Below are 23,516 nucleotides of genomic sequence, written 5' to 3'. Positions count from 1 at the left end.
GTGTCGGACAAACCCCGGATTGGCATCCGGGCTACGAGGTCAGTAGCCGCGTTGCCGATCGACCAGGTGCTGCAGCGGCTGACCCGCGCGCAGCGCGCGGATGTTCGCCGCCACCACCTGCGCCGCGCTGCGCGGATCGGTCTGGGCCGCCACATGCGGCAACACCGTCACCTTCGGGTGCTGCCAGAACGGATGCGCCGCCGGCAGCGGTTCGGTCGCGAAAACATCGAGCACGGCATGGGCCAACTGCCCGCCATCGAGCGCCGCCAGCAGGTCGGCCTCGACCACCTGCGCCCCGCGCGCCAGGTTCACGAAGCTCGCGCCGCGGCGCATCTGCGCGAACCGCGCGCGGTCGAAGAAGCCAGCCGTCGCCGGCGTCAGCGGCAGCAGGCTGATCACGATGTCGGCGTCGGCCAGCACCGCATCGGCCGGCCCATGCTTCGTGCTCCAGCCGCTGACCGCAAAGCCCTGCTGCGCAAGCCGGGCGGCCACCGCCTGCCCCATCTGCCCCAGGCCCAGCACCGCGACCCGTGTCTCGTCCGCGCGCCGCTGCGCATGCTGGCGCCACACGCCGGCGCGCTGTTGCGCCGCGTAGCCGAAGAAGCCGCGTTGCAGCGCGAGGGCGGCCCACAGCGCGGTCTCGGCCATCGCGGCGTTCATCGCCGGATCGACCATGCGGGCGAGCGGCACGCCGGCCGGTAGCGTCGGGTCGCGCAGCAGCTTGTCGACGCCGGCCCACAGCGACTGCACCAGCTTCAGTTGCGGCAGGCCTTGCAATGCACCGGCCGGCGGGTTCGCGACGATCGCGATGTCGATGTCGTCGCGGGCATGACGATCGGTCATGACGGTCAGCGTCTCGCCGGACAGTGCCGCCTGCAACGCCGGCAGCCAGGCAGCCCATTCCGCCGCATCGAAATCCGCCGCCAGCAGGATGCTCACGACGCGGCCTGCAGCAGGCGCATCAGCGCCTGCGACACCGTCTGCCCGCGCACCGCGCCGCGGTCGCCGGCGAACAGCAGGCGCTCGGCCTGCGTCGCGCCGTCGCGCAGCGCCCAGGCCAGCCACACCGTGCCGACCGGCTTGCCCGGCACCGCGCCGCCCGGGCCGGCGATGCCGGTCACCGCGACCGCGAAACGCGCCGGCGAGTGCACCAGCGCGCCCTCGGCCATCGCCCGCGCGACCTCCTCGCTGACCGCGCCGTGCTGTGCGATCAACGCCGCCGGCACGCCCAGCATCTGCGTCTTGGCTTCGTTGCTGTAGGTCACGAAGCCGCGTTCGAACCAGTCGCTCGAACCGGCCACCGAGGTGCAGGCCGCCGCGATCAGGCCGCCGGTGCAGGATTCGGCTGCAGCGATCGAGCCGCCGCGTTGCCGCAGCACGCGCGCCAGCGCCAGCACCGCCGGTTCGAACTCGTTCACAGGAACCTCCACAGCGCGATCACCAGCAGCGCGCACAGCGCGGCCACGAAGTCGTCGAACAGGATGCCGAAACCCTGCGCCCAGCCGATCGCCTGGCCGCGGCGCAGCTTGAAGCGGGCATCGGCCCAGGCCACCGGGCCGGGCTTCACCGCATCGAAGAAGCGGAACAGGCCGAAGGCCACCGCCTGGGCCAGCAGCCCCGCCGGCATCACGAGCCACAGCACGGCCCAGAACGCGAGCACCTCGTCCCAGACGATGCTGCCCGGGTCGGCGACGCCCAGGTTGCGCGCGGTCACCGTGCAGGCCCACCAGCCGACCAGCGTGCCGACAACCAGCACCAGCAGCCACTGCAGGTCGCCGAGGTGCGGCTGCATGATGACGAAGGCGAGCCAGGCCCACAACGTGCCGACCGTGCCGGGCGCGACCGGCGACAGCCCGCTGCCGAAGCCGAGCGCGATGACGTGCGCCGGGTGGCGGAACATGAAGCCGAGCGTCGCGCGCTGCGGGGCAGGGCGCAGCGGCGGCAGCGGTGGTACCGATGGCAGAGGGGGCGGTGTCGGCTCGGCGCTCATGGCTTGAAATGGTCGAAGGCCGCGAAACGCTGGTCGACCGCCGCGCCGTCGCCGTCCACCAGGCGAAGGCCCGAGGCGGCCGGCCCGATGAGGCCGATGCGCGTCACCGCGACGCCGGCCGATTGGGCGGCGGCCCGCACGGCCGCGGCCTGCGACGGCGGCGCGGTGAAGACCAGCTCGTAGTCGTCGCCGCCGGCCAGCGTGCAGTTGCGCTGCAGCGCCAGCGGCTGCGCGGCCAGCACCGCACTGCGCGGCAATGCATCGACCTGCAGCGTCGCGCCGGCATTCGATCGCTTCAGGATGTGGGCCAGGTCGCCGAGCAGGCYGTCGGAGACATCGATCGCGCTCGTCGCGATGCCGCGCAGCGCGCTGCCGAGCGCGACGCGCGGCGTCGGCCGCTCCATCGCGGTGCGCACGTGCTCGAAGGCATCGCCCGCCAGCGCGATGCTGCCGCGGAACACCTCGAGCGCGAGCCGCGCGTCGCCCAGCGTGCCGCTGACCCAGATCTCGTCGCCGTCGCGCGCGCCCGAGCGCAGCAGCGCCTGCCCGGGCGGCACCTCGCCGAACACCGTGATGCACAGGTTCAGCGGGCCTTGCGTCGTGTCGCCGCCGACCAGCTCGCAGCCGTGTTCATCGGCCAGGGCCAGCAGGCCGCGCGAGAAGCCGTCGAGGAAGGAGGGGTCGACGCGCGGCAGCGCCAGCGCCAGCGTGAACGCGAGCGGCTGCGCGCCGCAGGCCGCCAGGTCGCTCAGGTTGACGGCCAGCGCCTTGTGGCCGAGCCGCTCGGGTGCCACCGTCGACAGGAAATGCCGCCCCTCGACCAGCATGTCGCTGGAGGTCGCGAGCTGCATGCCCGGCGTGATGTTCAGCAGCGCGCAGTCGTCGCCGACGCCGAGCGCCGCGCGCCGCGCCGGGCGCGTGAACCAGCGCGCGATCAGGTCGAATTCGCCGAGTCCGGACATCACTTGCCGATGTTGATCAGCGGCGCCGTCTGCATGTTCGCCGGGATCACGACCGTGGTCGTGCCGCCCTTCTCGGCGAACTTCTGCAGCGCGAGGTTCGACTCGTGCTGCAGGTACTCGCGCGTCAGGCTCTGGTTGATGATCTGGTTGGCGCGTGCGATGCCCTCGGCCTTCTTGACCTCGACCTGCGCCTCGGCCTCGGCGATCGCGATGCGCTGCTTCGTCGTCTCGAGCTGCTTCTGCGCGGCGACCGAATCCTGGATCGCCTTCTCGATCGCCGGGTCGGTGGTGAGCGAGCGGATCACGACGCGCGTGACCTGGAGCACGCCCTTGTCGTTCGCGTCGAGCTCGGCCTGCAGCGACTTGCGCACCGCCAGCGCCAGCTCCTCGCGCTGCGTGTGCATCACCAGGCTGTCGATGTGCGAGGCCTGCTGGTAGATCGCGTTGCGCGCCAGGCGTTGCAGCAGCGCATAGGCCGGCAGGTAGACGCGGCTGCCCTCGTCGCGGGTGTGCTGGCCGGCGTACTTCACGTACAGGTCGGCGATCGAGCCGGGCATGACGCGGTAGTACACGGTCACGTCGAGGTCGCGCAGCGTCAGGTTGTCGCGCGCCTTCGGCGTCAGGTCGTTCAGGTCGAGGCCGATCTCCTTGGCCGAGAACTCCTGCACCCGGCTGATGCCCGGCAGGCCCAGGTAGATGCCGGGCTCGACCTCCTCGGCACTGACCTTGCCGAGCGTGGTGCGGATGCCGACGTTGCCCGATTCCACCGTGCCGCAACTGCTGAAGCCTGCCACCACCAGCAGCACGACCGCCACGGCCGCGACCGCGCGGACCAGTCCTTGAATGCTCATCGTCGAATCCCTCCTGCCGGCATTATGTTTCGCGCATCCGGTTGGCCAGCTCCACCGCGGACTTCACGTCCATCTTCTCGAACACCCGCGCGCGGTGCACCTCGACCGTGCGCACGCTGATGTTCAGCTCGTCGGCGATCAGCTTGTTGGGCCGGCCGTCGATCACGCGCTCCATCACCTCGCGCTCGCGCTCGGTCAGCTCGGCCAGGTGCTGCTCGAGCGCGACGCGGTCGCGCCGGCGCAGGATGGCCTGCGTGCTCTGCGCCAGCGCCTGCTCGACGCGGTCGACCAGCGCGTTGTCCGAGAACGGCTTCTCGACGAAATCGAACGCACCGCGCTTGACGGCGGCCACCGCGGTCGGCACGTCGCCGTGCCCGGTCAGGAAGATCACCGGCAGCGCCTGCAGCAGGTGGCGCTCGGCCAGCCGCTCGAACAGAGCGAGCCCGCTGGTGCCGGGCATCCGCACGTCCAGCACCAGGCAGCTCGGCGAAGTGGGCCAGCCGGCGGCCGTGGCCGCGGCCAGGCGCGGCGTGAGCATGGTCTCGAAGGCCTCGGCGCTCGCGAAGCCCTCGGACAGCAGCCGCCGCGAGCGCAGCAGCCAGGCGAGCGCCTCGCGCACGACATCCTCGTCGTCGACCAGGTAGACCATCGGCAGGCCGAGGTGGGCGGGCGTGGCGCCCGTTGCGGTGGGGGTGTGGGGGGTACTGCTGGTCATGGGTTCGCGTTCCTGCTGTCGGCGGGCAGCGTGAACCTGAATTCTGCGCCGATCACGCGCTGCGCCGCGTCGAGGCGGTTCTCGAACACCAGCAGGCCGCCGTGCTGCTCGATCACCGTGCGGCACAGGCTCAAGCCGAGCCCCATGCCCTCGGGGCGAGTCGTGAAGAACGGCGTGAACAGCCGCGCGGCCACGTCGTCGGCGACGCCGGTGCCGCGGTCGACGATGCCGAACGCCACCCAGCGGGCATCGACCGGGCGCACGTGGATGGTCAGCTCGCGCTCGGCCGCCGGGGTGTGCGATTCCATCGCCTGGATCGCGTTGCGCGTCAGGTTCAGCAGCACCTGCTCGAGCATCGTGCGGTCGCAGACCACGCGCGGCATCGGCTTCGGCAGGTCGAGCTCGATGCGCGTGCCGCTCTTGCGCGCCTGCAGCCGCACCAGCGGCAGCACCGCGTCGATCAGCAGGTCGGCGCGCACCGGCTCGCGCGCCTGCTCGCGCCGGCGCACGAAGTCGTGCACGCTCTTGATCACGCGGCCGGCCCGCTCGGCCTGCTCGGCGATGCGCTGCGAGGCCTGGCGCAGCAGCGGCACCGTCTCGGCGCAGTCGCCGTCGGCGTCGTTCATCAGGTTCAGCGAGCCGGCCGCATAGCTCGCGATCGCGGCCAGCGGCTGGTTCAGCTCGTGGCTCAGCAGCGAGGCCATCTCGCCGACGGTGGCCAGCCGCGCCGTCGCCTGCAGCCGCTCCTGCTGCTGGCGCGAGACCTCCTCGATCTTGCGTTGCGCGCTCACGTCGAGCGCCGCGCTCATCCAGCCGGCGTGGCGGCCGGCGCCGTCGACCAGCGGTGCCTCGAAGATCATCACCGCGAAGCGCTCGCCGTTGCGGCGCATGAAGACCGTCTCGTAGCCCTCGCGCGGCGGCACCGTGCCGGCCAGGCGCACCTGCTGGCGCTTGGTGTACTCCGAGGTCAGCTCGGGCGGCCAGTAGGGCGGCGTCATCTGCCCGACCAGCTCGCTCGCGCTGAAGCCCACCATCTCGCAGAACGCCGGGTTCACGTAGGTGATGCGCCCGTGCGGGTCGCGCGCCCGCAAGCCGGTGACCAGCGAATCCTCCATCGCCTTGCGGAAGCTCAGCGCCTCGGCGAGCGCCGCCTCGGCGCCGGCGCGCTTGCGCACGTCGCGCGCCAGCAGCACCACCACGCCGCCGAGCGCGAACGACAGCCCCAGCACCAGCGCGGTGCTGAGGTTCGGGATCAGCTGCGGCCGGCCGGCGCTGCTGTCCACGCGCAGCTGCAGGCTCAGGCCCGGCAGGTCGACCAGCCGCTCGGCGATGAAGGCGCCGGCGCCGCGCGGCAGCCCGACGCGCGCCAGGCGCGTGCCGTCGCCCTCGACGAACGAGAGCTCGTGCACCCGCTTCACCTCGCTGCCCACCGTCTCCTCGAGCAGGCGGCCGAGCGCGAAGGTGCCGGCCATGTAGCCCAGGTGCTGGCCACTGCCGGGGATCGGGATGCAGACATCCATCACCTCCAGCCCCAGCCCGCCGGGCAGCGGCACGAAGTAGCTGCGCGAGTACGACGGACTGCCCTGGCGGCGCGCGGTGGTGCAGGCAAGCTCGGTCTCGAGGTCGATGTCGTCGCGGCGGATCTGCGTGAAGGCCGAGCCGTGCAGCGGCGAATCGATCGATTCGGTGATCTCCAGCTGCAGGTCGCGCCGCTCGATGCGCAGCAGCTCCCGGTGCGTGCGCAGCAGCACCGCCGCGTCCTGGCGCCATTGCTCGATCGACGGGTTGTTCCACAGCAGCGCCTGCAGGCTCTGCAGGTCGCGGCCGAGTGCCTGCTTGATGTCGCCGGCCGCCGCGCTGGCGGTGGCATCGACCTGCTCCTGCGCCCGGCTGCTCTCGTAGCCGAGCGTCAGCCACACCAGCAGCGACTGGGCGATCAGCAGCAGCGCCACCAGCGTCGCCCACAGCAGCACGCGCCGCCAGCGCCGCGGCGGCGGGGGAACGGAAGCGGAAGGCGGTGGGGGCAGGGGCGGAAGCATCGCTCGGGTGCGGGGACCACCTTGCAGTATTGCGAATGGGCGGGCCGCCGAGGTACGCAGTTTCGCGCATGGGGGCCGGCGGCGGTCTGCGCAACACTCTGCTTCCCTCGCCCTCCTACAATGGCTCCCCCTTTCGAGGTCCCACGAGATCACGCCATGGCCCAATCAGACAACAAGCATGCGGAACTGCGCCGTGCGGCGCTGGAGTATCACGAGTTCCCGGTGCCCGGCAAGATCGCCATCGCCGCCACCAAGCAGCTGATCAACCAGCGCGACCTGGCCCTCGCGTACTCGCCCGGCGTCGCCGCCGCCTGCGAAGAGATCGTGGCCGACCCGGCCAATGCGTTCCGGTACACCGCGCGCGGCAACCTGGTCGCCGTCGTCACCAACGGCACCGCGGTGCTCGGCCTCGGCGACATCGGCCCGCTGGCCTCGAAACCGGTGATGGAGGGCAAGGGCGTCCTGTTCAAGAAGTTCGCCGGCATCGACGTGTTCGACATCGAGCTCGCCGAGCGCGACCTTGACAAGCTGGTCGACATCATCGCCGCGCTCGAGCCCACCTTCGGCGGCATCAACCTCGAGGACATCAAGGCCCCCGACTGCTTCTACGTCGAGCGCAAGCTGCGCGAGCGCATGCACATCCCGGTGTTCCACGACGACCAGCACGGCACCGCGATCACGGTCGGCGCGGCCGTGCTGAACGCGCTGAAGGTGGTTGGCAAGGACATCGACAAGGTCAAGCTCGTCACGTCCGGTGCCGGCGCCGCGGCGCTCGCCTGCCTGGGGCTGCTGGTCAAGCTGGGCGTGCCGCGCGAGAACATCTGGGTCACCGACCTGGCCGGCGTCGTCTACGAAGGCCGCACCGAGCTGATGGACGAGGACAAGATCCAGTTCGCCCAGAAGACCTCGCACCGCAAGCTGGCCCAGGTGATGGACGGCGCCGACATCTTCCTCGGCCTGTCGGCCGGCGGCGTGCTGAAGAAGGAGATGGTCGCGACGATGGCGGCCAAGCCGATCATCCTGGCGCTGGCCAACCCGACGCCGGAGATCCTGCCGGAAGAGGTGAAGGAAGTGCGCTCCGACGCGATCATCGCGACCGGCCGCACCGATTACCCGAACCAGGTCAACAACGTCCTGTGCTTCCCGTACATCTTCCGCGGCGCGCTCGACAGCGGCGCGACCACGATCACGATCGAGATGGAGATCGCCGCGGTGCACGCGATCGCCGAGCTGGCCCAGGCCGAGCAGAGCGAGGTGGTGGCCGCGGCCTATGCCGGCGCGACGCTGAGCTTCGGGCCGGAGTACCTGATCCCGAAGCCGTTCGACCCGCGGCTGATGATGAAGATCGCGCCGGCCGTCGCGCAGGCGGCGGTCGACTCCGGCGTCGCCTCGCGCCCGATCAAGGACATGGACGCCTACCGCGAGAAGCTGCAGAGCTTCGTCTATGCCTCGGGCACGACGATGAAGCCGATCTTCACGCTCGCCAAGTGCGCCAAGCACAAGCGCGTGGCCTTCGCCGAAGGCGAGGAAGAGCGCGTGCTGCGTGCGGTGCAGGTGGTGGTCGACGAGAACCTGGCGCGCCCGACGCTGATCGGCCGGCCGGAGGTCATCGCGCAGCGCATCGAGAAGTTCGGCCTGCGGCTGAAGGCCGGCACCGACTACGACCTGGTCAACACCGAGCACGACGAGCGCTACCGCGACTACTGGCAGACCTACCACCGCATGATGGCGCGCAAGGGCGTGACCGCGCAGCTTGCCAAGATCGAGATGCGCCGCCGCCTGACGCTGATCGGCGCGATGCTGCTGCACAAGGGCGAGGTCGACGGCATGCTGTGCGGCACCTGGGGCAACACCGCGATGCACCTGCAGTACATCGACCAGGTGATCGGCCTGCGCAAGGGCACCAAGACGTACGCCTGCATGAACGGGCTGATCCTGCCGAACCGGCAGGTGATGCTGGTCGACACCCACGTCAACTACGATCCGACCGCGGAGCAGCTGGCCGAGATCACCGTGATGGCCGCCGAGGAGCTGAAACGCTTCGGCCTGCGCCCGAAGGCGGCGCTGCTGTCGCACAGCAACTTCGGCTCGAGCAACCAGCCGTCGGCGGTGAAGATGCGCGACGCGCTGGCGCTGCTGCACGAGCAGGCGCCGTGGCTCGAGGTCGACGGCGAGATGCACGGCGACGCCGCGCTCGATGCCGCCTACCGCGCCGAGCTGATGCCGACCAGCACGCTGTCGGGCGAGGCGAACCTGCTGGTGCTGCCGAACATCGACGCCGCCAACATCAGCTACAACCTGCTGAAGACGGCGGCCGGCGGCGGCATCGCGATCGGGCCGGTGCTGCTCGGGGCGGCCAAGCCGGTGCACATCCTGACGCCGTCGGCCACCGTGCGCCGCATCGTCAACATGACCGCGCTGACCGTCGCCGACGCCAACGCGGCGCGCTGATCTGACAAAAACGGCGGCCGGCCGCGCACCAAGCACAGCTTGGTGCGTGCGCCAAAAATGCCCGGGGGTCCTGCACGGGCATGTGACACCCCTGTCATCGACCCGAATGCGCTGTTTTCTTGCCGCAATGCTGTCTGAATGTGCCGACCCATATGGCCTCAGGCGAATGCGAGCATTCACTGATTTTTGAACTCTCCTGCCCCAAATTGAGGCAGCACCTTGAGCTTTGCAGCCCGATTCGGTACCATCCCGGTTTCCGAATTCAGGGATAACCCCGTGTCTCTCTCCGGTGCGCTGGCCGGTTCATTGCTGAGTTGTGCAAGTCGATTCGATGGCCGAGCCCGATGGGGCCGCGCGGCGATCGCGGCGGCTGTCATGGCGGCCAGTGTCGTCTCGGTGGCTGCCAAGGAAGCACCGGCACCAGCAGTCGAGATGGCAACGGTGGCCCTGGCGGCACTGCCGGCCGAGGCCCAGGCGACAGAGCGGCTGATTCGAACGGGAGGCCCATTTCCGTATCCCAAGGATGGCAGCGTGTTCGGTAACCGCGAACGCCAGCTACCGTCACAGCGCCGCGGCTACTACCGCGAGTACACCGTGACAACCCCGGGGGCCAGGAACCGCGCGGCAAAGCGCATCGTCTGCGGTGGCTACCAGGTCACGACGCCGCAGGCCTGTTACTACACCGACGACCACTACGCGAGTTTTCGCCGCATCGTGAAGTGAGGATCAGTTGATGGATTCTTTTGAACCAAGGAGGAACGAGACCATGCTCTTGCAGACCGTCCGTCCAAACATCGTCCAGTCGATACGCGCCTACCGTGTCGAGGATTTGCAGGAGGCCGCGCAAAGCGTGGGCCAGCACTTCCTCTACGCCAACCTGACGAACGCCCAGTCCAAGCAGGACGTGCTGGACAGCATCGCCGAATCCTTCCTGTTCCCGTCGCATTTCGGCAAGAACCTGGATGCGCTGTACGACTGCATGACCGACCTGGTGCACAAGTCGGGCGCGCAACCCGGCTTCGTCGTGGTGCTGGAGCAGTTGCCCGACAACCCGCGCTTCGACCGCGAGGCCCGCGAGCAGTTGCTCGATGTCTTCCGCGATGCGGCCGACTTCTGGGCGGAACGAAAAATACCGTTCAGGTGCTTCTATTCTTTTCAGTAGCCCGCTCCCAGGAACAAGGGTCATGGGAGCGGGCGACGGAAACGGCCCAGATTGCAGAGAACAAGCCCGCCAAGCCGGCGGCCAAGAGCGCAGCCAATGCGAACTTCGGGATGAACATGCCGATGATGAGCAGCGCCTTCGACACCTCGATGTGGCTGAACGCGGCCTGAACGATCGAACCTCTGTCAAGCCCGCTTCGGCGGGCTTTTTCTTGGGCGCGATGCGCGGGCACAATGCGCCGCACACAACAGCATCCATGACGACAGGGAGGAACCATGGCATTCAGTCTTGGCGCGCGAGCGTGTCTCGCGGCAGCATTGGCATCGGGGTTGGTCGCGGCTGCGGCGGCGCAAGAGAACACGGGAGCCACCGAGGCGCCGTCGACCGCCGGGCCGCAATCCGGGTGGTACGTGTCCGGCGGTGCCGGCCTCAGCCACTACCAGGTGCCGGGCGGGCAGGACAAGCGGCATGACACGCTGACCGGTCACGGGGGCAAGCTGATGCTGGGTTATCAATTCCGGCGCTCGATACGGCTGGAGGCGGGCGCCGTGTCGCTGGGCTCCGACTGGCATACCGACCCCGCCATCGCGGTGGTCGGCGCCTTGCATCTCGGCGACCACATCGCACTGCTCGGCCGCCTCGGGGCCTACCACCGGCGCACGGCCCGCACCGACACGTTCCTCGTCCGCTCCGAGGACAAGGAAGGTACCGAGGCCACGTTCGGGATTGGCATCGAGTGGTATCTGCAACCCCGGTTGTCGGCCCTGCTGGAGGTCGAGTCCTTCGAATCGTTTCACTTTTTCGAATCCGATCGAGGTGCCGACATGGCGACCCTGTCGCTGCGCTACCGCTTCTGAACCGCCTGCACCAGCGCCAGGTAGTCCGCCACCGGCACTTCCTCGGCGCGGCGCTGCACGTCGAAGGCACCTGAGAAGCCGCGCTCGTCGAGCCAGCGGCCCAGCGTGTGGCGCAGCAGCTTGCGGCGCTGCGAGAAGGCCACCATCACCAGTTCGCCCAGCAAGGCCTGCGGCACGCCGGTGGCATCGGGCAGCGGCTGCATGCGCACCACCGCCGAATCCACCCGCGGCGGCGGGTCGAACGCCTCGGGCGGCACGTCGAGCACCGACTCGATGTCATAGCGCCACTGCAGCATCACCGTCAGCCGGCCGTAATCCTTGTTGCCGGGCGATGCGGCCATGCGGTCGACCACTTCCTTCTGCAGCATGAAGTGCTGGTCCTGCACCTGGCCGACCGCGTCGAGCAGGTGGAAGAGGATGGGCGTCGAGATGTTGTACGGCAGGTTGCCGACGACGCGCAGCTTCTGGCCGGCCTGTTCTGCGAGCGCAGGGAAGTCGACCTTCAACACGTCCGATTCGACGACGTTCAACTCGGGCCRCTTGCGCAACCGCACGGCCAGGTCGCGGTCGAGCTCGATGACGGTCAGGCGCTCGCAGCGCGCGACCAGCGGGTCGGTCATCGCGCCCAGCCCCGGGCCGATCTCGACGACCGCCTCGCCCGGGCGCGGGTTGATCGCATCGACGATCGCGCCGATGACCGAGTGATCGGTCAGGAAATGCTGCCCGAACCGCTTGCGAGGAAGATGCTTCATGGAGCCCCTCGCCGAACGAGTACGTTCAGCGATCCCCCGAGGGGATGCCGGCCGGCTTGGGAGCGGCCCGGCGCTCGGCCGGCCGCACCGCAAATCACTGCGGCGCCTCGCGCATCTCGATGTAGGCCCGCGCCCGCAGGTCGCGCGCCCATTCGTTGTACGCCTCTTCGAACTTCTGCTCGCGCAGGATGTTGCGGGCCTGCTCGCGCTGCTGCCGCAGGTCGAGCGTCATCTTGCGGCGCTCGACCACCTGGATCAGGTGCACGCCGAAGCGCGACACCACCGGATCCGACAGCCCGTTGATCGGCAGTGCGTTCATCGCCTCCTCGAACTCGGGGACGAAGCCGCCCGGCGACACCCAGCCGAGGTCGCCGCCCTGCGACGCGCTGCCATCTTCGGAGTTGTCGCGCGCCAGCTGGTCGAAGTTGCGCGAGCCGCTCTGGATCTGCCGCTTCATCTCCTGCAGGCGCCGCACCGCGGCCTCCTGGGACAGCTGCGCCGACGGCCGCAGCAGGATGTGGCGGGCGCGCGTCTGCGTCACCGAGAACGCGCCGCCCTCGCGCTTGTCGAGCAGCTTCATCACGTGGAAGCCGGCGCCGGAGCGCAGCAGCGTCGGCGCGATCTCGCCCGGCTTCAGGCCGCGCACCGCCTCGACGAAGATGTCGGGCAGCCGGTCGGCCGGGCGCATGCCGATCTCGCCGCCGCGCGCCTTGTTGCCGTCCTCGGAGACTTCCTTCGCGACCACGTCGAACGGGGCGCTGCTGCGCACCCGGTTCAGCGCCGCCTCGGCCTTGGTGCGGCGCTCGGCGACCAGGCTCTCGCTCGCGCCCTCGGGCACGGTGACCAGGATCTGCGCGATGTTGTATTCGGTCGCGCTGCCGGCCGCGGCGCGCTGCTTGTCGAGCACCGCGTCGATCTCGGCGTCGGTGATCGTGATGCGGGCCTGCACCTCGCGCTCGCGCACCCGCTCGACCAGCAGCTGGTCGCGCACGTTGTTGCGAAAGCGCGCGTAGTCGATGCCTTCCTTCTTGAGCCGCTCGCGCAGCTGGGCCGGCGTCAGTTGGTTCTGCGCCGCGACGTTGGCGACCGCGCGCTCGAGCTCCATGTCGTCGACGCGCTGCCCGACATCGCGCGCGTTCGTGATCTGCACGCGCTCGTCGATCAGCGCATCGACCACCTGGCGGCGCAGGTCGTCGTCCGGCGGCAGCTTGGACTTGCTGCGCTGGGCTTCCTCGCGCAGGCGGTCGATGCGCTGCTGCACCTCGCCGGCGGTGACCAGTTCCTGGTTGACGATCGCGACGATGTAGTCGGCGGTCTGCGAGCGCGTGGAGGGGCGCGGCGCGGGTGCTGCGGTCTGGGCCTGCACGGCGGCCGCCGCGACGGTCGCGGACAGCAGCGACATCAGCGCGCGGGAAGCAAGGCGTTGGAATGCAATCATGGTGTCGTGGGGCTGGCAGCGGGCGCGGCGGGATCGTCGCGCAGCATGCGGTAACCGGGGATATTGTCCTTCAAGACCTTCAGCGGGTTGGTCCCGAGGCGCGACAGGCCGATCAGCTCGAGCTCGAAGCCGAGCTGCGTGGTCGCTTCCTGCGAGCTGGTCGACAGCCGCTTCGCGATCACGCGGCCGATCCAGCAGCCGGCGTCGTACTCGAAGCCCACCACCGAATCGGTGAGCCGCCGCTCGGACACGTTGTAGCTCATGCGCCCGACGCTGTACCAGGCGCCGGTGCAGCGCCCGCCGCGGTCGCTGCTCTGGCCGGGGCGGCCGTACAGCGGCCACTGCCAGCCCACCTCGAACTGCTCGCTCGGCAGGCCGGTCACGCTGTCGTTGCGGTTGAAGCGGTAGTTGGTGTTGATCGTGCGGTACGGTCCCGGCGCGTAGCGCACGCCGAGGATCGAGCGCACCGTCTGGTGCTGCTCGGGGCTGTACTGCACGGCCGCGTCGAAGCGCCAGTGCTTCAGCAGGCCGGACGAGCCGGTCAGCAGCAGGTCCGACACGCTCTGCGAGATCGGCTGCTTGTCGGGCGTGATCCGCTGGTCCTCGAACAGGTAGCGCTGGGCGAGGCCCAGGCGCAGCAGCTCGGAGCCGTCGCCCGAGTCGAGCATGCGGGTGGTGACGCCGGCGGTCAGCTGGTGCGCGTCAGACACCCGGTCGACGCCCGAGAAGCTGTTCTCGGTGTAGATCGAGTCGAAGTTGAAATCCTTCTCGGCCGAATCGAAGTTCGGCAGGTCGTTCTGCTCGCGGTACGGCGTCTTCGTGTAGAAGAGCCGCGGCTCCATGGTCTGGCGCGCCGGGCGGCCGAACAGCTGCGTGTCGCGCTCCAGCACCCAGGCGCTGTCCAGGCTGAAGGTCGGGATCACGCGGTGGAAGCGGTCGCGGCCGTCGGCCATCGGGGCGTCGAGCCGGTAGCTGGCGGCATTCACCAGCACCTTCGGCGTCAGCGTCCAGCCGGGCGTGCCGAACGGCCAGGCGAGCGAGCCCAGCAGGTGCAGCCGCGAGCCGACGGGTCGCGGGTTCGCCGCGGTGTCGTCGGGCGCCACGCCGAGGCGGTGGCCGTCCGGGTTCACGAAACGGTTGGCCTCGGCCTCCATGCCGAACTCGAGGCCGCCGACGAGCGGCTGCCAGGTGCGCACGCCGAGCTGCGGCAGCCGGTCGTAGGGGGTCGCGAGCGGGCTGTCGGCATCCTGCAGCACCTGCCAGCGCTCGACGCGGGCGTAGGTGGTCCACAGGCCGAAGTCGCTCGCCACCTGCGCGTCGCCGAGCAGCAGCCGCGGCGTCAGGCTGTTGATGCCGCGCGGCAGGTCTTTCCAGTAGTCGTCGTCGCTGACGCGCATCACGTTGGTCCGGTAGCGCGTGTTGCCGAGCAGCACGCCCTCCTGCTCCAGGTTGAATGCGCTGCGGGTGATGCCGGCCTGCCGGTCGTTGGGCAGCAGGTTCAGGTCGACGCGCCCTTCGTGGCCCGGCTCGAGGTAGCGGAACTCGGTGTCGAGCCCGGCACCGCGCTTCGAGATGATGGCCGGCGTCAGCGTCGCATCGCGGTTCGGCGCGATGTTCCAGTAGTACGGCACGGCCACCTGCAGGCCGCTCTTGTTGTCGATGTCGATGCTCGGCGGCAGCCAGCCGGACTTGCGGTCGTCGCTCAGCGGGAAGCTCAGCACCGGGGCCGCGAGGATCGGCACGCCGTAGAAGCGCAGCACCGCCCCCTGTGCGATGCCTTCGTTGTTCGCGAAATCGAGCCTCACGCGGTCGGTCGACAGGATCCACGCCGGCGTGCTGCCGTCGATGTCGTCGACGCGGCAGCTGGTGTAGGTGGCGCCGGTCGCGACGGTCAGCTGCTCGCCGAGGAAGTCGAGCCGCTCGGCATGGCCGCCGGCCTGGGTGCGCGAGAAGAAATAGGTCGGCTTCAGGAAGAAGCCTTCGAAGCGCTCGACCTTCAGTTGCAGCTCCGGACCGGTGTAGACGTTGCCGTCGCGGCTGACGCGCACCTTGCCGGTGGCATGGGCCAGGTCGTTCGCCTGCTCGTAGGTCATGCGGTCGGCGCTGATCTGCATCGAGCCGCGCTGGAAGCGGGCGTTGCCTTCGGCGATGACGTCCTGGTCGGGGCGGGCGCGGACCTCGTCGGCCTCGAGCACCATCGAGTTGTCGGGTGCGGAGGCGGCGGAGGCCGGTGCGGCTGCCGAAGCCGCGGAGGCAGCCGCCGATGCAGCCGCTGCTGGCGCCGATGCCGCAGCCGCCGGCGGCACGACCGCCTGCGCCCACCCGGCCGACGCCCAGCCGACGGCCGAGGCCGCGAGGCTCAGGCGGATCGCGCAGACGCAGAGTCGGAGTGGGAACGGCGGCAGCAAGGGAGCGAGGACATCAGGGGCGGAGGGACGGCTCGGCGCCGCGGCACCGGCACGACGACAGGCGGCGCGCCCAGGGCGATTTGTAGAATCGATTATCCACGAGCAGTATCCCCACATGCCCCTGACCCCTGATCCGACGACCTCCGAGTCGACCCTGCCCCCGCTGGCCTGGCCCGACGACAAGCGCCGCGTCGCCTTCGAAAGCTGGCTGCGGCAATTGGCGGGCCGGGGCATCCACGCGAGCGGGGCGCGGCCGGCCAGCAACGACGCCAGCTTCCGCCGCTACCTGCGGGTCGACACCGAGGCCGGCACGCGCATCGTGATGGACGCGCCGCCCGAGAAAGAGGACTGCCGGCCGTTCGTGAAGGTCGCCGCGCTGCTGCGCGCCGCCGGCCTGAACGCGCCCGAGGTGCTCGACTGGCATGCCGAGGACGGCTTCATGCTGCTGTCCGACCTGGGCGACCAGACCTACCTGTCGCAACTCGACGATCGCAGCGCGCACGCGCTGTATGCCGATGCGAGCCAGGCGCTGGTGCGGCTGCAGGGCATCGAGGCGGCGTCGCAGCTCCCGGCCTACGACCGCACGCTGCTGATGCGCGAGATGCAGCTGTTCCCCGACTGGTACGTGAAGCACGCCGGCCACGTGCTGACGGCCGACGAGCAGGCCCAATGGGCCGATTGCGTCGAGCGCATCGTGCAGAACAACCTGGCCCAGCCGATGGTGCTGGTGCACCGCGACTACCACTCGCGCAACCTGATGGTGTGCCCGGCGGCCGGCGCGGCCACCAACCCCGRCATCCTCGACTTCCAGGACGCGGTCTGGGGCCCGATCACCTATGACCTGGCCAGCCTGCTGCGCGATGCCTACATCGAGCTCCAGGAAGACGTGCAGATCGACCTCGCGGTGCGCTACTGGGAGCGTGCGCGCAAGGCCGGCCTGCCGGTGCAGGCCGACTTCGGCGAGTTCTGGCGCGATTTCGAGTGGATGGGCCTGCAGCGCCACCTGAAGGTGCTGGGCATCTTCGCGCGGCTGTACCACCGCGACGGCAAGGACGGCTACCTGCAGAACCTGCCGCTGGTGTGGCGCTATGCGCACCGCACCGCGAGCCGCTACAACGGGCTGGGTGCGCTGGCGCGCCTGCTGGAACGCCTGGTCGGCGAGACGCGGCAGGACGTGTTCAGGTAATCAGCGCGTCTGGCAACCCGCCGCCGCGAGCCACGGATCGGTCTCGCCGCCGCCGAAGGTCTCGAGCAGGAAATCGATGAACGCCCGCGTGCGCGCCGGCACGTGCTTGCGCGTCGGCATCGCGGCGTAGATCGTGGTCGTCAGCAGGTGCCAGCGCGGCAGCACGCGTTCGAGCGCGTGCTCCATCAGCGCATCCTCGACGACGAACGACGGCAGCCCGGCGATGCCCATGCCGGCGAGCGCCGCGGCGTACATCGTGTCGATGTGCGTCGTGCCGAGCGCGGGCCGCCCCGGCGTCAGCGTGTACGACTCGCCGGACGGCTCGTCATCGCCCCACACGCCCTCGTGGAAGGTCAGCTCGCGCAGGAAGGTCGGCACCATCGCCTCGTGGCCGGCCAGCTCCGACGGGTGCACCGGCCGGCCGCGGCGGTTCAGGTACTCGGGCGAGGCACAGGTGATGACCTCGGAGCGCGCGAGGCGCCGCGCGACGAAGTCGCCATCGAGCGGGCGGTCGCCGACCGACAGGATGCTGATGTCGAAGTTCTCGTCGACCGCCTCGACCGGGCCGGGGCACGACAGCTCGATCGTCACCTTCGGGAACAGCGTGCGGAATTTCGGCAGGTGCTTGGCGATCTGGTGCACCGCGAAGGCCGGCGGTGCCAGCACGCGCAGGTGGCCGCGCGGCTCGGAGGTGGCGGCGCTCGCGAGCGCCTCGGCCTCTTCGACTTCGGTGAGGATCTGCTGCACGCGTTCGAGGTAAAGCTCGCCGGTGTCGGTGAGCGCGAGGCGGCGCGTCGTGCGGTTGATCAGGCGGGCGCCGAGGTGCTCCTCGAGGTCGGCCACGAGCCGCGTGACGACGGCCGGCGAGAGGTTCAGCCGGCGTGCGGCCGACGCGAAGCTTCCTTCCTCGATCACCCGGGAAAACACCCGCATCGAATGCAGCCGATCCATTCTTTCGCCCTCATTGTTTCTTTTTTGACAATGGGGCATTGAAGCACGTGCTGTTTATTGATTCAAGCGCAATGTCTACAGTTCACCCCATCGATGAGGCCAACGCAACAGTGACTCACCGAGGCTGGACAAGACGGCTCTGAACAACCCCTGAAGCCGCCCTGCCTGGAAACGTCAACCCTCTGAAGGAATTCATCATGAGCACCAAGAACTTCGCCGCCCTTGCCACCGTCGCCCTTGCACTGGCTGGCGCCTCCGTCACCGCGTTCGCTGCCGACACCGGCCTGACCCGCGAACAAGTGCGTGCCGAGCTGGCCCGTGCCCGCGCTTCCGGCGACCTGCTGCCGAACTCGGAAAGCTACGGCTACAACAACGCGTCGATCACGCTGCCGAAGGCCCAGGCTGCGGCGACAGCCGACAGCGGCAAGAGCCGCGAGCAAGTGCGCGCCGAACTGGCCCGTGCCCGTGTCGACGGCACGCTGGTCCCGAACTCGGAAAGCTACGGCTACACCACCCCGGTGGTCGCTGGCACGAGCCGCACCCGCGCCGAAGTGCGTGCCGAGGCGGTCGAAGCCGCCAAGGCCCACAAGAGCGACTCCGGCTACGGCGCGCTGTCGACCGGCTACTGATCGCTGAAGCGCGCAGAGCGCAACGGTTGTGGGACACCGCAGAGGCCGCCTTCGGGCGGCCTCTGTCGTTGTCGGGCATCCGTTCCGCGAGACAATGGGGCACCCCCAACCTCCGATGCGGCGCACGCCACAAGCCTGCGCCGCGTTGCCATTGGCGCCGCCATGTCCGTGTCTGCCTTCTTCCTGCAACGCATCCGCCCGACCGACGTGCCCCGCGGCGAGCCGCCGCCCGGCCTGCTGGCCTTCTACTGGCATTTCATCCGCCAGACGCGCTGGCTGTACCTCGCGATGTTCATCACCGGGCTGGTGGTGGCCGGGGTCGACACGCTGGTGCCGGTCTTCATCGGCAGGCTGGTCACGCTGATGCAGGCGCCCGAGCGCGCCGCCGCGTTCAGCGCTGCCGCGCCGATGCTGCTCGGCATGGCTGCGCTGGTGCTGTTCGGCCGGCCGCTCGCGCTGGTCGCCGACACGATGGTGCGCAACATCGCGGTGGTGCCCGGCGTCACCAGCCTGATCCGCTGGCAGAGCCACTGGCACGTGGTGCGCCAGGGCTGGACCTTCTTCCAGAACGATTTCGCCGGCCGCATCGCCAACCGCGTGATGCAGACCAGCAACGCGGTGCGCGAGAGCGTGGTCAGCTCGATCCGCGCGATCTGGTACATCGTGATCTACGGCGTCACCGCGCTGGTGCTGATGGCCAGCGCCGACTGGCGGCTTGCCGTGCCCACCGTGCTGTGGTTCGCGAGCTACGTGTTCTTCCTGCGCCATTTCGTGCCGCGCATGCGCGACCTGGCGCGCGCCAGTTCCGAACTGCGCTCGGCGTTGATGGGCCGCGTGGTGGACAGCTACACCAACATCCTGACCGTGAAGCTGTTCGCCCGCGCGCGCGACGAAGACGCCTACGTGCGCGAGAGCGTCGACGAGCACACGCTTGCGATCGCCGCGCACATGAAGCTCACGACGCAGTTCATGGCGACGCTGTCGGCGATGAACGCGCTGTTCCTGGTCAGCACCGCGACCATCGGCGTGCTGCTGTGGGTGCACGGGCACATCGCCGCCGGCATGGTGGCCACCGCGCTGCCGCTGGCCTGGCAGATCGCGAGCGTCGCCGGCTGGGTCAGCTGGGAAGTGACCGGCATCTTCGAGAACGTCGGCGTGGTGCAGGAGGGCATGGAGACGATCGCGGTGCCGCACACGCTGGTCGACAAGCCGGGGGCCCGCCCGCTCGAGGTGACGCGCGGCGAGATCCGCTTCGAGCACCTGACCTTCACCTACGGCCGCGGCGACGGCAAGCGCGTGCTCGACGACCTGGACCTGGTCGTGAAGCCGGGCGAGCGCGTCGGGCTGGTCGGCCGCTCGGGCGCCGGCAAGTCGACGCTCGTGAACCTGCTGCTGCGCTTCCACGAGGTGGAGCAGGGCCACATCCGCATCGACGGGCAGGACATCGCCGGCGTCACGCAGGAGAGCCTGCGCGGCGCGATCGGCCTGGTGACGCAGGACACCTCGCTGCTGCACCGCTCGATCGCCGCCAACATCGGCTACGGCCGGCCCGACGCGACGCCCGCGCAGGTCGAGGCGGCGGCGCGCAAGGCGCAGGCGCACGGCTTCATCCGCGAGCTGCAGGACTGGAAGGGCCGCACCGGCTACGAGGCGCACGTCGGCGAGCGCGGCGTGAAGCTCTCCGGCGGCCAGCGCCAGCGTGTCGCGATCGCGCGCGTGGTGCTGAAGGACGCGCCGATCCTGGTGCTCGACGAGGCCACCTCGGCGCTCGACAGCGAGGTCGAGCTCGCGATCCAGGACCAGCTGCTGAACCTGATGGAAGGCAAGACGGTGATCGCGATCGCGCACCGGCTGTCGACCATCGCCCGCATGGACCGGCTGATCGTGCTGGAGCAGGGCCGCATCGTCGAGCAGGGCACGCACGACGAACTGCTGCAGCAGGGTGGCCACTACGCGCTGCTGTGGAAGCACCAGTCGGGCGGCTTCCTGGCGTACGACAAACCGCTGCCTGCCGACCCGGGCGCCGACGACGAGCCCGTGATCGACGATGCACCCGTCGACGAGCTGCGCTCGGCCCAGCAGCCCGAGCCCGCGGGACAATAGCGCCCATGCTCCGAATCACCGAACTGCGGCTGCCGCTCGACCATGCCGAAGGCGCGCTGCGCCCGGCCGTGCTGCAGCGCCTGGGCCTGGCCGATGCCGCGCTGAAGAGCGCCACTGTCTTCAAGCGCAGCTACGACGCGCGCAAGAAGGCCGCCATCGTGCTGATCTACACCGTCGACTGCGAGCTCGCCGACCCGGCCGATGAGGCCGCGTTGCTGCAGCGCTTCGCGATCGATCCGCACATCAAGCCGTCGCCCGACACCTCGTACAAGTTCGTCGGCCACGCGCCGGCGGATTTCGAGGCCTCGGGCCGACTGCGCCCGCTGGTCGTCGGCTTCGGCCCGTGCGGGCTGTTCGCCGCGCTGATCCTCGCGCAGATGGGGCTGCGGCCGATCGTGCTGGAGCGCGGCAAGGAGGTGCGCCAGCGCACCCAGGACACCTGGGGCCTGTGGCGCAAGAATGTCCTGAACCCCGAATCGAACGTGCAGTTCGGCGAGGGCGGCGCCGGCACCTTCTCCGACGGCAAGCTGTGGAGCCAGATCAGCGACCCGCGCCACCTGACGCGCAAGGTGCTGACCGAGTTCGTCAAGGCCGGCGCGCCGGACGAGATCCTGTTCGTCAGCAAGCCGCACATCGGCACCTTCCGGCTGGTCAGCATGATCGAGAAGATGCGCGCCGAGATCGAATCGCTGGGCGGCGAGATCCGCTTCGAGCAGCGCGTGACCGATGTGCTGATCGAGGGTGGCCACATTCGCGGCGTGACGCTCGCGTCCGGCGAGCAGCTGCGCGCCGACCACGTCGTGCTGGCGCTCGGCCACAGCGCGCGCGACACCTTCGCGATGCTGCACGCGCGCGGCGTCTTCATGGAGGCCAAGCCGTTCTCGGTGGGCTTTCGCATCGAGCATCCGCAGTCGATCATCGATCGCGCGCGCTTCGGCCCGAACGCCGGCAACGCCATCCTCGGCGCGGCCGACTACAAGCTGGTGCACCACGCCGCCAACGGCCGCTCGGTCTACAGCTTCTGCATGTGCCCGGGCGGCACGGTGGTGGCGGCCACCTCGGAAGTCGGCCGCGTCGTGACGAACGGCATGAGCCAGTACTCGCGCAACGAGCGCAACGCGAATGCCGGCATCGTCGTCGGCATCTCGCCGCAGGACTATGCGCAGGACCCGGATGCGCCGGGGCCGGTCAATCCGCTGGACGGCATTGAATTCCAGCGCCGGCTCGAGTCGCGCGCCTTCGAACTCGGCGGCGGCAACTATGAAGCGCCGGGCCAGCTGGTCGGCGATTTCGTCAAGGGCCAGCGCTCGCGCGAGTTCGGCAGCGTGCAGCCGTCGTACAAGCCGGGCGTGCTGCTCGGCGACCTGCACCCGAGCCTGCCCGACTACGCGATCCAGGCCATCCGCGAGGCGCTGCCGGCGTTCGAGCGGCAGATCAAGGGCTTCTCGATGCCCGACGCGGTGCTCACCGGTGTCGAGACGCGCACCTCGTCGCCGCTGCGCATCACGCGCGGCAAGGACTGGCAGAGCCTGAACGTGAAGGGCCTGTACCCGGCCGGCGAAGGCGCGGGCTATGCCGGCGGGATCATGTCGGCCGGCGTCGACGGGATCGAGGTCGCCGAGGCGCTGGGGCGGTCGATCCTCTCGTAGCCCGGATGCCAATCCGGGGGCGGCCGTCGAAGTCAACCCGGATTGGCATCCGGGCTACGGACTGACCAGGTAGTCGAGCGCCAGCGTCGCGAGCGCCTTCACGCCCAAGGGCAACGCCGCCTCGTCGAAATCGAAGTCCGGCGCATGGTTCGGCGGCGCGTTCTGCGGCGTCTTGCCGGGCGGCGTCGCGCCGAGGATGAAGAACAGCCCCGGCACCTGCTTCTGGTACTCCGAGAAATCCTCCGACGCGCTGATCTTCGGCAGTTCCATCACGCGGCCGCTGCTCGCGCGCTGCAAGGAAGGCATCATCCGCGCGAGCAGTTCGCGCGGGTTGTCGGTGACGGCGTAGGTGGCCGGCCCGAAGCTGACGCTCGCCTGCGCACCGCTGGCCGCGGCGATCGATTCGGCGGTGGTCACGATGCGCCGCTTCGCTTCCTCGCGCATCGCCTCGTCGAAGCTGCGCAGCGTGCCGCGCATCTCGACGCTGTCGGGCAGCACGTTCTCGCGGTTGCCGCCGTGGATCGACGCGATGCTCAGCACCGCCGGTTCATGGCTGATGTTCAGCTGGCGGCTCACGATGGTCTGCAGCCCGGTGATGATCTGCGCCGAGACGACGATCGGATCGATGCCGCCCCACGGCGCGCCGCCATGCGTGCCGCGGCCCCGCACCGTGATGCGCAGCGAATCGGCGCCGGCCAGCATCGGCCCGCCGCGCACGCCGAGCACGCCCGAGGCCAGGTTCGGCGAGATGTGCAGGCCGAACACCGCATCGACCTTCGGGTTCTCGAGCACGCCTTCCTCGACCATCGCGCGCGCGCCCCAGCTCTCGGCGGCGGTCGACGGCAGGTCGGCGAGGCCTTCCTCGGCCGGCTGGAAGATGAACTTCACGCTGCCGGGAACCTGCGCCCGCAGCCCGGCCAGCAACTCGGCCACGCCCATCAGGATCGCGGTGTGGCCGTCGTGGCCGCAGGCGTGCATCACCGGCGTCTGCGCGCCCTGGTAGCGGCCGGTCTGCTGCGACGCGAACGGCAGGTTGGTCGCCTCGGTCACCGGCAGCGCGTCCATGTCGGCGCGCAGCGCAACCACGCGCGACCCCGGCAGCCCGCCGCGCAGCAGGCCGACCACGCCGCGTCCGCCGACGCCGGTCGTCACCTCCAGGCCCAGCCGGCGCAGGTGCTCGGCCACCAGCGCGGCGGTGCGCACCTCCTGGCCGGAGAGTTCGGGATGGGCGTGGATGTCGCGGCGCCAGGCCACCAGGCGTGGCGCCAGCGCGGCGACGCGGGTGTCGAGGGCAGCGGTGGTGATGCCTTGCGGTTGGGCGAGGGCGGTGCCGGTGAGCAGGGCGCAGGCCACGAACTGCGCAGCCCGCGAGC

The 23,516-nt window shown here is 69.9% G+C and carries 21 protein-coding genes; 8 read left to right on the top strand and 13 right to left on the bottom strand.

Annotated elements, in window-relative coordinates; translation table 11 throughout:
• Positions 1 to 39: 39 nt before the first annotated feature.
• The 7 genes from AC1DXV_RS00445 to AC1DXV_RS00415 form a co-directional block, all read right to left on the bottom strand.
• Positions 40 to 939: a 2-hydroxyacid dehydrogenase gene (locus AC1DXV_RS00445; RefSeq protein ID WP_477864197.1), complete on the bottom strand. Its 900-nt coding sequence runs from the start codon at positions 937 to 939 to the stop codon at positions 40 to 42.
• Complete coding sequence (locus AC1DXV_RS00440; RefSeq protein ID WP_477864196.1) at positions 936 to 1,418, bottom strand: CinA family protein; 483 nt, start codon at positions 1,416 to 1,418, stop codon at positions 936 to 938. Before AC1DXV_RS00440 ends, AC1DXV_RS00445 begins: the two co-directional genes overlap by 4 nt.
• Positions 1,415 to 1,990: a phosphatidylglycerophosphatase A family protein gene (locus tag AC1DXV_RS00435; RefSeq protein ID WP_477864195.1), complete on the bottom strand. Its 576-nt coding sequence runs from the start codon at positions 1,988 to 1,990 to the stop codon at positions 1,415 to 1,417. Before AC1DXV_RS00435 ends, AC1DXV_RS00440 begins: the two co-directional genes overlap by 4 nt.
• On the bottom strand, positions 1,987 to 2,952 hold the full coding sequence (thiL, locus tag AC1DXV_RS00430; protein ID WP_477932079.1) for a thiamine-phosphate kinase: 966 nt from the start codon (positions 2,950 to 2,952) through the stop codon (positions 1,987 to 1,989). Before thiL ends, AC1DXV_RS00435 begins: the two co-directional genes overlap by 4 nt.
• Positions 2,952 to 3,803, bottom strand: coding sequence for an SPFH domain-containing protein (locus AC1DXV_RS00425; RefSeq protein ID WP_477864193.1), 852 nt, complete (start codon positions 3,801 to 3,803; stop codon positions 2,952 to 2,954). The genes thiL and AC1DXV_RS00425 overlap by 1 nt, the downstream gene beginning before the upstream one ends.
• 22 nt (positions 3,804 to 3,825) lie before the next feature.
• Positions 3,826 to 4,452: a response regulator transcription factor gene (locus AC1DXV_RS00420; RefSeq protein ID WP_465111628.1), complete on the bottom strand. Its 627-nt coding sequence runs from the start codon at positions 4,450 to 4,452 to the stop codon at positions 3,826 to 3,828.
• 62 nt (positions 4,453 to 4,514) lie between these two features.
• Complete coding sequence (locus AC1DXV_RS00415) at positions 4,515 to 6,557, bottom strand: PAS domain S-box protein (RefSeq protein WP_477864192.1); 2,043 nt, start codon at positions 6,555 to 6,557, stop codon at positions 4,515 to 4,517.
• 156 nt (positions 6,558 to 6,713) lie between these two features.
• Here AC1DXV_RS00415 and AC1DXV_RS00410 point away from each other — a divergent pair, with 156 nt between their 5' ends.
• The 3 genes from AC1DXV_RS00410 to AC1DXV_RS00400 all read left to right on the top strand — a co-directional run bounded on the left by AC1DXV_RS00410 (position 6,714) and on the right by AC1DXV_RS00400 (position 10,170).
• Entirely contained in the window at positions 6,714 to 9,008 is a 2,295-nt protein-coding gene (locus tag AC1DXV_RS00410) for an NADP-dependent malic enzyme (protein ID WP_477864191.1), read from the top strand.
• 375 nt (positions 9,009 to 9,383) lie between these two features.
• Entirely contained in the window at positions 9,384 to 9,731 is a 348-nt protein-coding gene (locus AC1DXV_RS00405; RefSeq protein WP_477864211.1) for a guanyl-specific ribonuclease, read from the top strand.
• A 43-nt stretch (positions 9,732 to 9,774) separates the two neighbouring features.
• Positions 9,775 to 10,170: a barstar family protein gene (locus tag AC1DXV_RS00400; protein ID WP_047501403.1), complete on the top strand. Its 396-nt coding sequence runs from the start codon at positions 9,775 to 9,777 to the stop codon at positions 10,168 to 10,170.
• Here the strand turns inward: AC1DXV_RS00400 and AC1DXV_RS00395 are convergent.
• Positions 10,145 to 10,414, bottom strand: coding sequence for a hypothetical protein (locus AC1DXV_RS00395; protein WP_477864190.1), 270 nt, complete (start codon positions 10,412 to 10,414; stop codon positions 10,145 to 10,147). The genes AC1DXV_RS00400 and AC1DXV_RS00395 overlap by 26 nt on opposite strands.
• Before the next feature lie 31 nt (positions 10,415 to 10,445).
• On the opposite strand from AC1DXV_RS00395, the gene AC1DXV_RS00390 reads away from it, so the two are divergent.
• Positions 10,446 to 11,027 (top strand): outer membrane beta-barrel protein, encoded by a 582-nt coding sequence (locus tag AC1DXV_RS00390; protein WP_477864189.1) that lies wholly within the window; start codon positions 10,446 to 10,448, stop codon positions 11,025 to 11,027.
• Here the strand turns inward: AC1DXV_RS00390 and rsmA are convergent.
• The 3 genes from rsmA to AC1DXV_RS00375 form a co-directional block, all read right to left on the bottom strand.
• Positions 11,015 to 11,779, bottom strand: coding sequence for a 16S rRNA (adenine(1518)-N(6)/adenine(1519)-N(6))-dimethyltransferase RsmA (gene rsmA / locus AC1DXV_RS00385; RefSeq protein ID WP_477932077.1), 765 nt, complete (start codon positions 11,777 to 11,779; stop codon positions 11,015 to 11,017). The genes AC1DXV_RS00390 and rsmA overlap by 13 nt on opposite strands.
• A 94-nt stretch (positions 11,780 to 11,873) precedes the next feature.
• Complete coding sequence (locus AC1DXV_RS00380) at positions 11,874 to 13,217, bottom strand: peptidylprolyl isomerase (RefSeq protein ID WP_477932075.1); 1,344 nt, start codon at positions 13,215 to 13,217, stop codon at positions 11,874 to 11,876.
• Positions 13,214 to 15,625, bottom strand: coding sequence for an LPS-assembly protein LptD (locus tag AC1DXV_RS00375; protein ID WP_477932073.1), 2,412 nt, complete (start codon positions 15,623 to 15,625; stop codon positions 13,214 to 13,216). The genes AC1DXV_RS00380 and AC1DXV_RS00375 overlap by 4 nt, the downstream gene beginning before the upstream one ends.
• A gap of 115 nt (positions 15,626 to 15,740) precedes the next feature.
• Here AC1DXV_RS00375 and AC1DXV_RS00370 point away from each other — a divergent pair, with 115 nt between their 5' ends.
• Positions 15,741 to 16,811, top strand: coding sequence for an aminoglycoside phosphotransferase family protein (locus AC1DXV_RS00370; protein WP_477932071.1), 1,071 nt, complete (start codon positions 15,741 to 15,743; stop codon positions 16,809 to 16,811).
• On the opposite strand, the gene AC1DXV_RS00365 is transcribed toward AC1DXV_RS00370, so the two are convergent.
• Positions 16,812 to 17,762 carry a LysR family transcriptional regulator gene (locus AC1DXV_RS00365; protein WP_477932069.1) on the bottom strand — a complete coding sequence of 317 codons (951 nt, stop codon included), beginning with the start codon at positions 17,760 to 17,762 and terminating at the stop codon, positions 16,812 to 16,814.
• 197 nt (positions 17,763 to 17,959) lie between these two features.
• On the opposite strand from AC1DXV_RS00365, the gene AC1DXV_RS00360 reads away from it, so the two are divergent.
• The 3 genes from AC1DXV_RS00360 (at position 17,960) to AC1DXV_RS00350 (ending at position 22,143) form a co-directional block, all read left to right on the top strand.
• Positions 17,960 to 18,391, top strand: a complete 432-nt coding sequence (locus tag AC1DXV_RS00360; RefSeq protein ID WP_477867256.1) for a DUF4148 domain-containing protein — start codon at positions 17,960 to 17,962, stop codon at positions 18,389 to 18,391.
• Between the two features lie 162 nt (positions 18,392 to 18,553).
• Positions 18,554 to 20,494, top strand: coding sequence for an ABC transporter ATP-binding protein (locus tag AC1DXV_RS00355; protein ID WP_477867254.1), 1,941 nt, complete (start codon positions 18,554 to 18,556; stop codon positions 20,492 to 20,494).
• 5 nt (positions 20,495 to 20,499) lie between these two features.
• Positions 20,500 to 22,143, top strand: coding sequence for an NAD(P)/FAD-dependent oxidoreductase (locus AC1DXV_RS00350; protein WP_477867252.1), 1,644 nt, complete (start codon positions 20,500 to 20,502; stop codon positions 22,141 to 22,143).
• Between the two features lie 54 nt (positions 22,144 to 22,197).
• Here AC1DXV_RS00350 and AC1DXV_RS00345 read toward each other — a convergent pair whose 3' ends face one another.
• Positions 22,198 to 23,496 carry an amidohydrolase gene (locus tag AC1DXV_RS00345; protein WP_477932067.1) on the bottom strand — a complete coding sequence of 433 codons (1,299 nt, stop codon included), beginning with the start codon at positions 23,494 to 23,496 and terminating at the stop codon, positions 22,198 to 22,200.
• Between the last annotated feature and the right edge of the window lie 20 nt (positions 23,497 to 23,516).

The sequence above is a fragment of the Rhizobacter sp. P3_C12 genome, assembly GCF_056402735.1.
The sequence above is the reverse complement of the archived record's forward strand: the minus strand, read 5'-3'. Positions and strand labels throughout refer to the sequence as shown.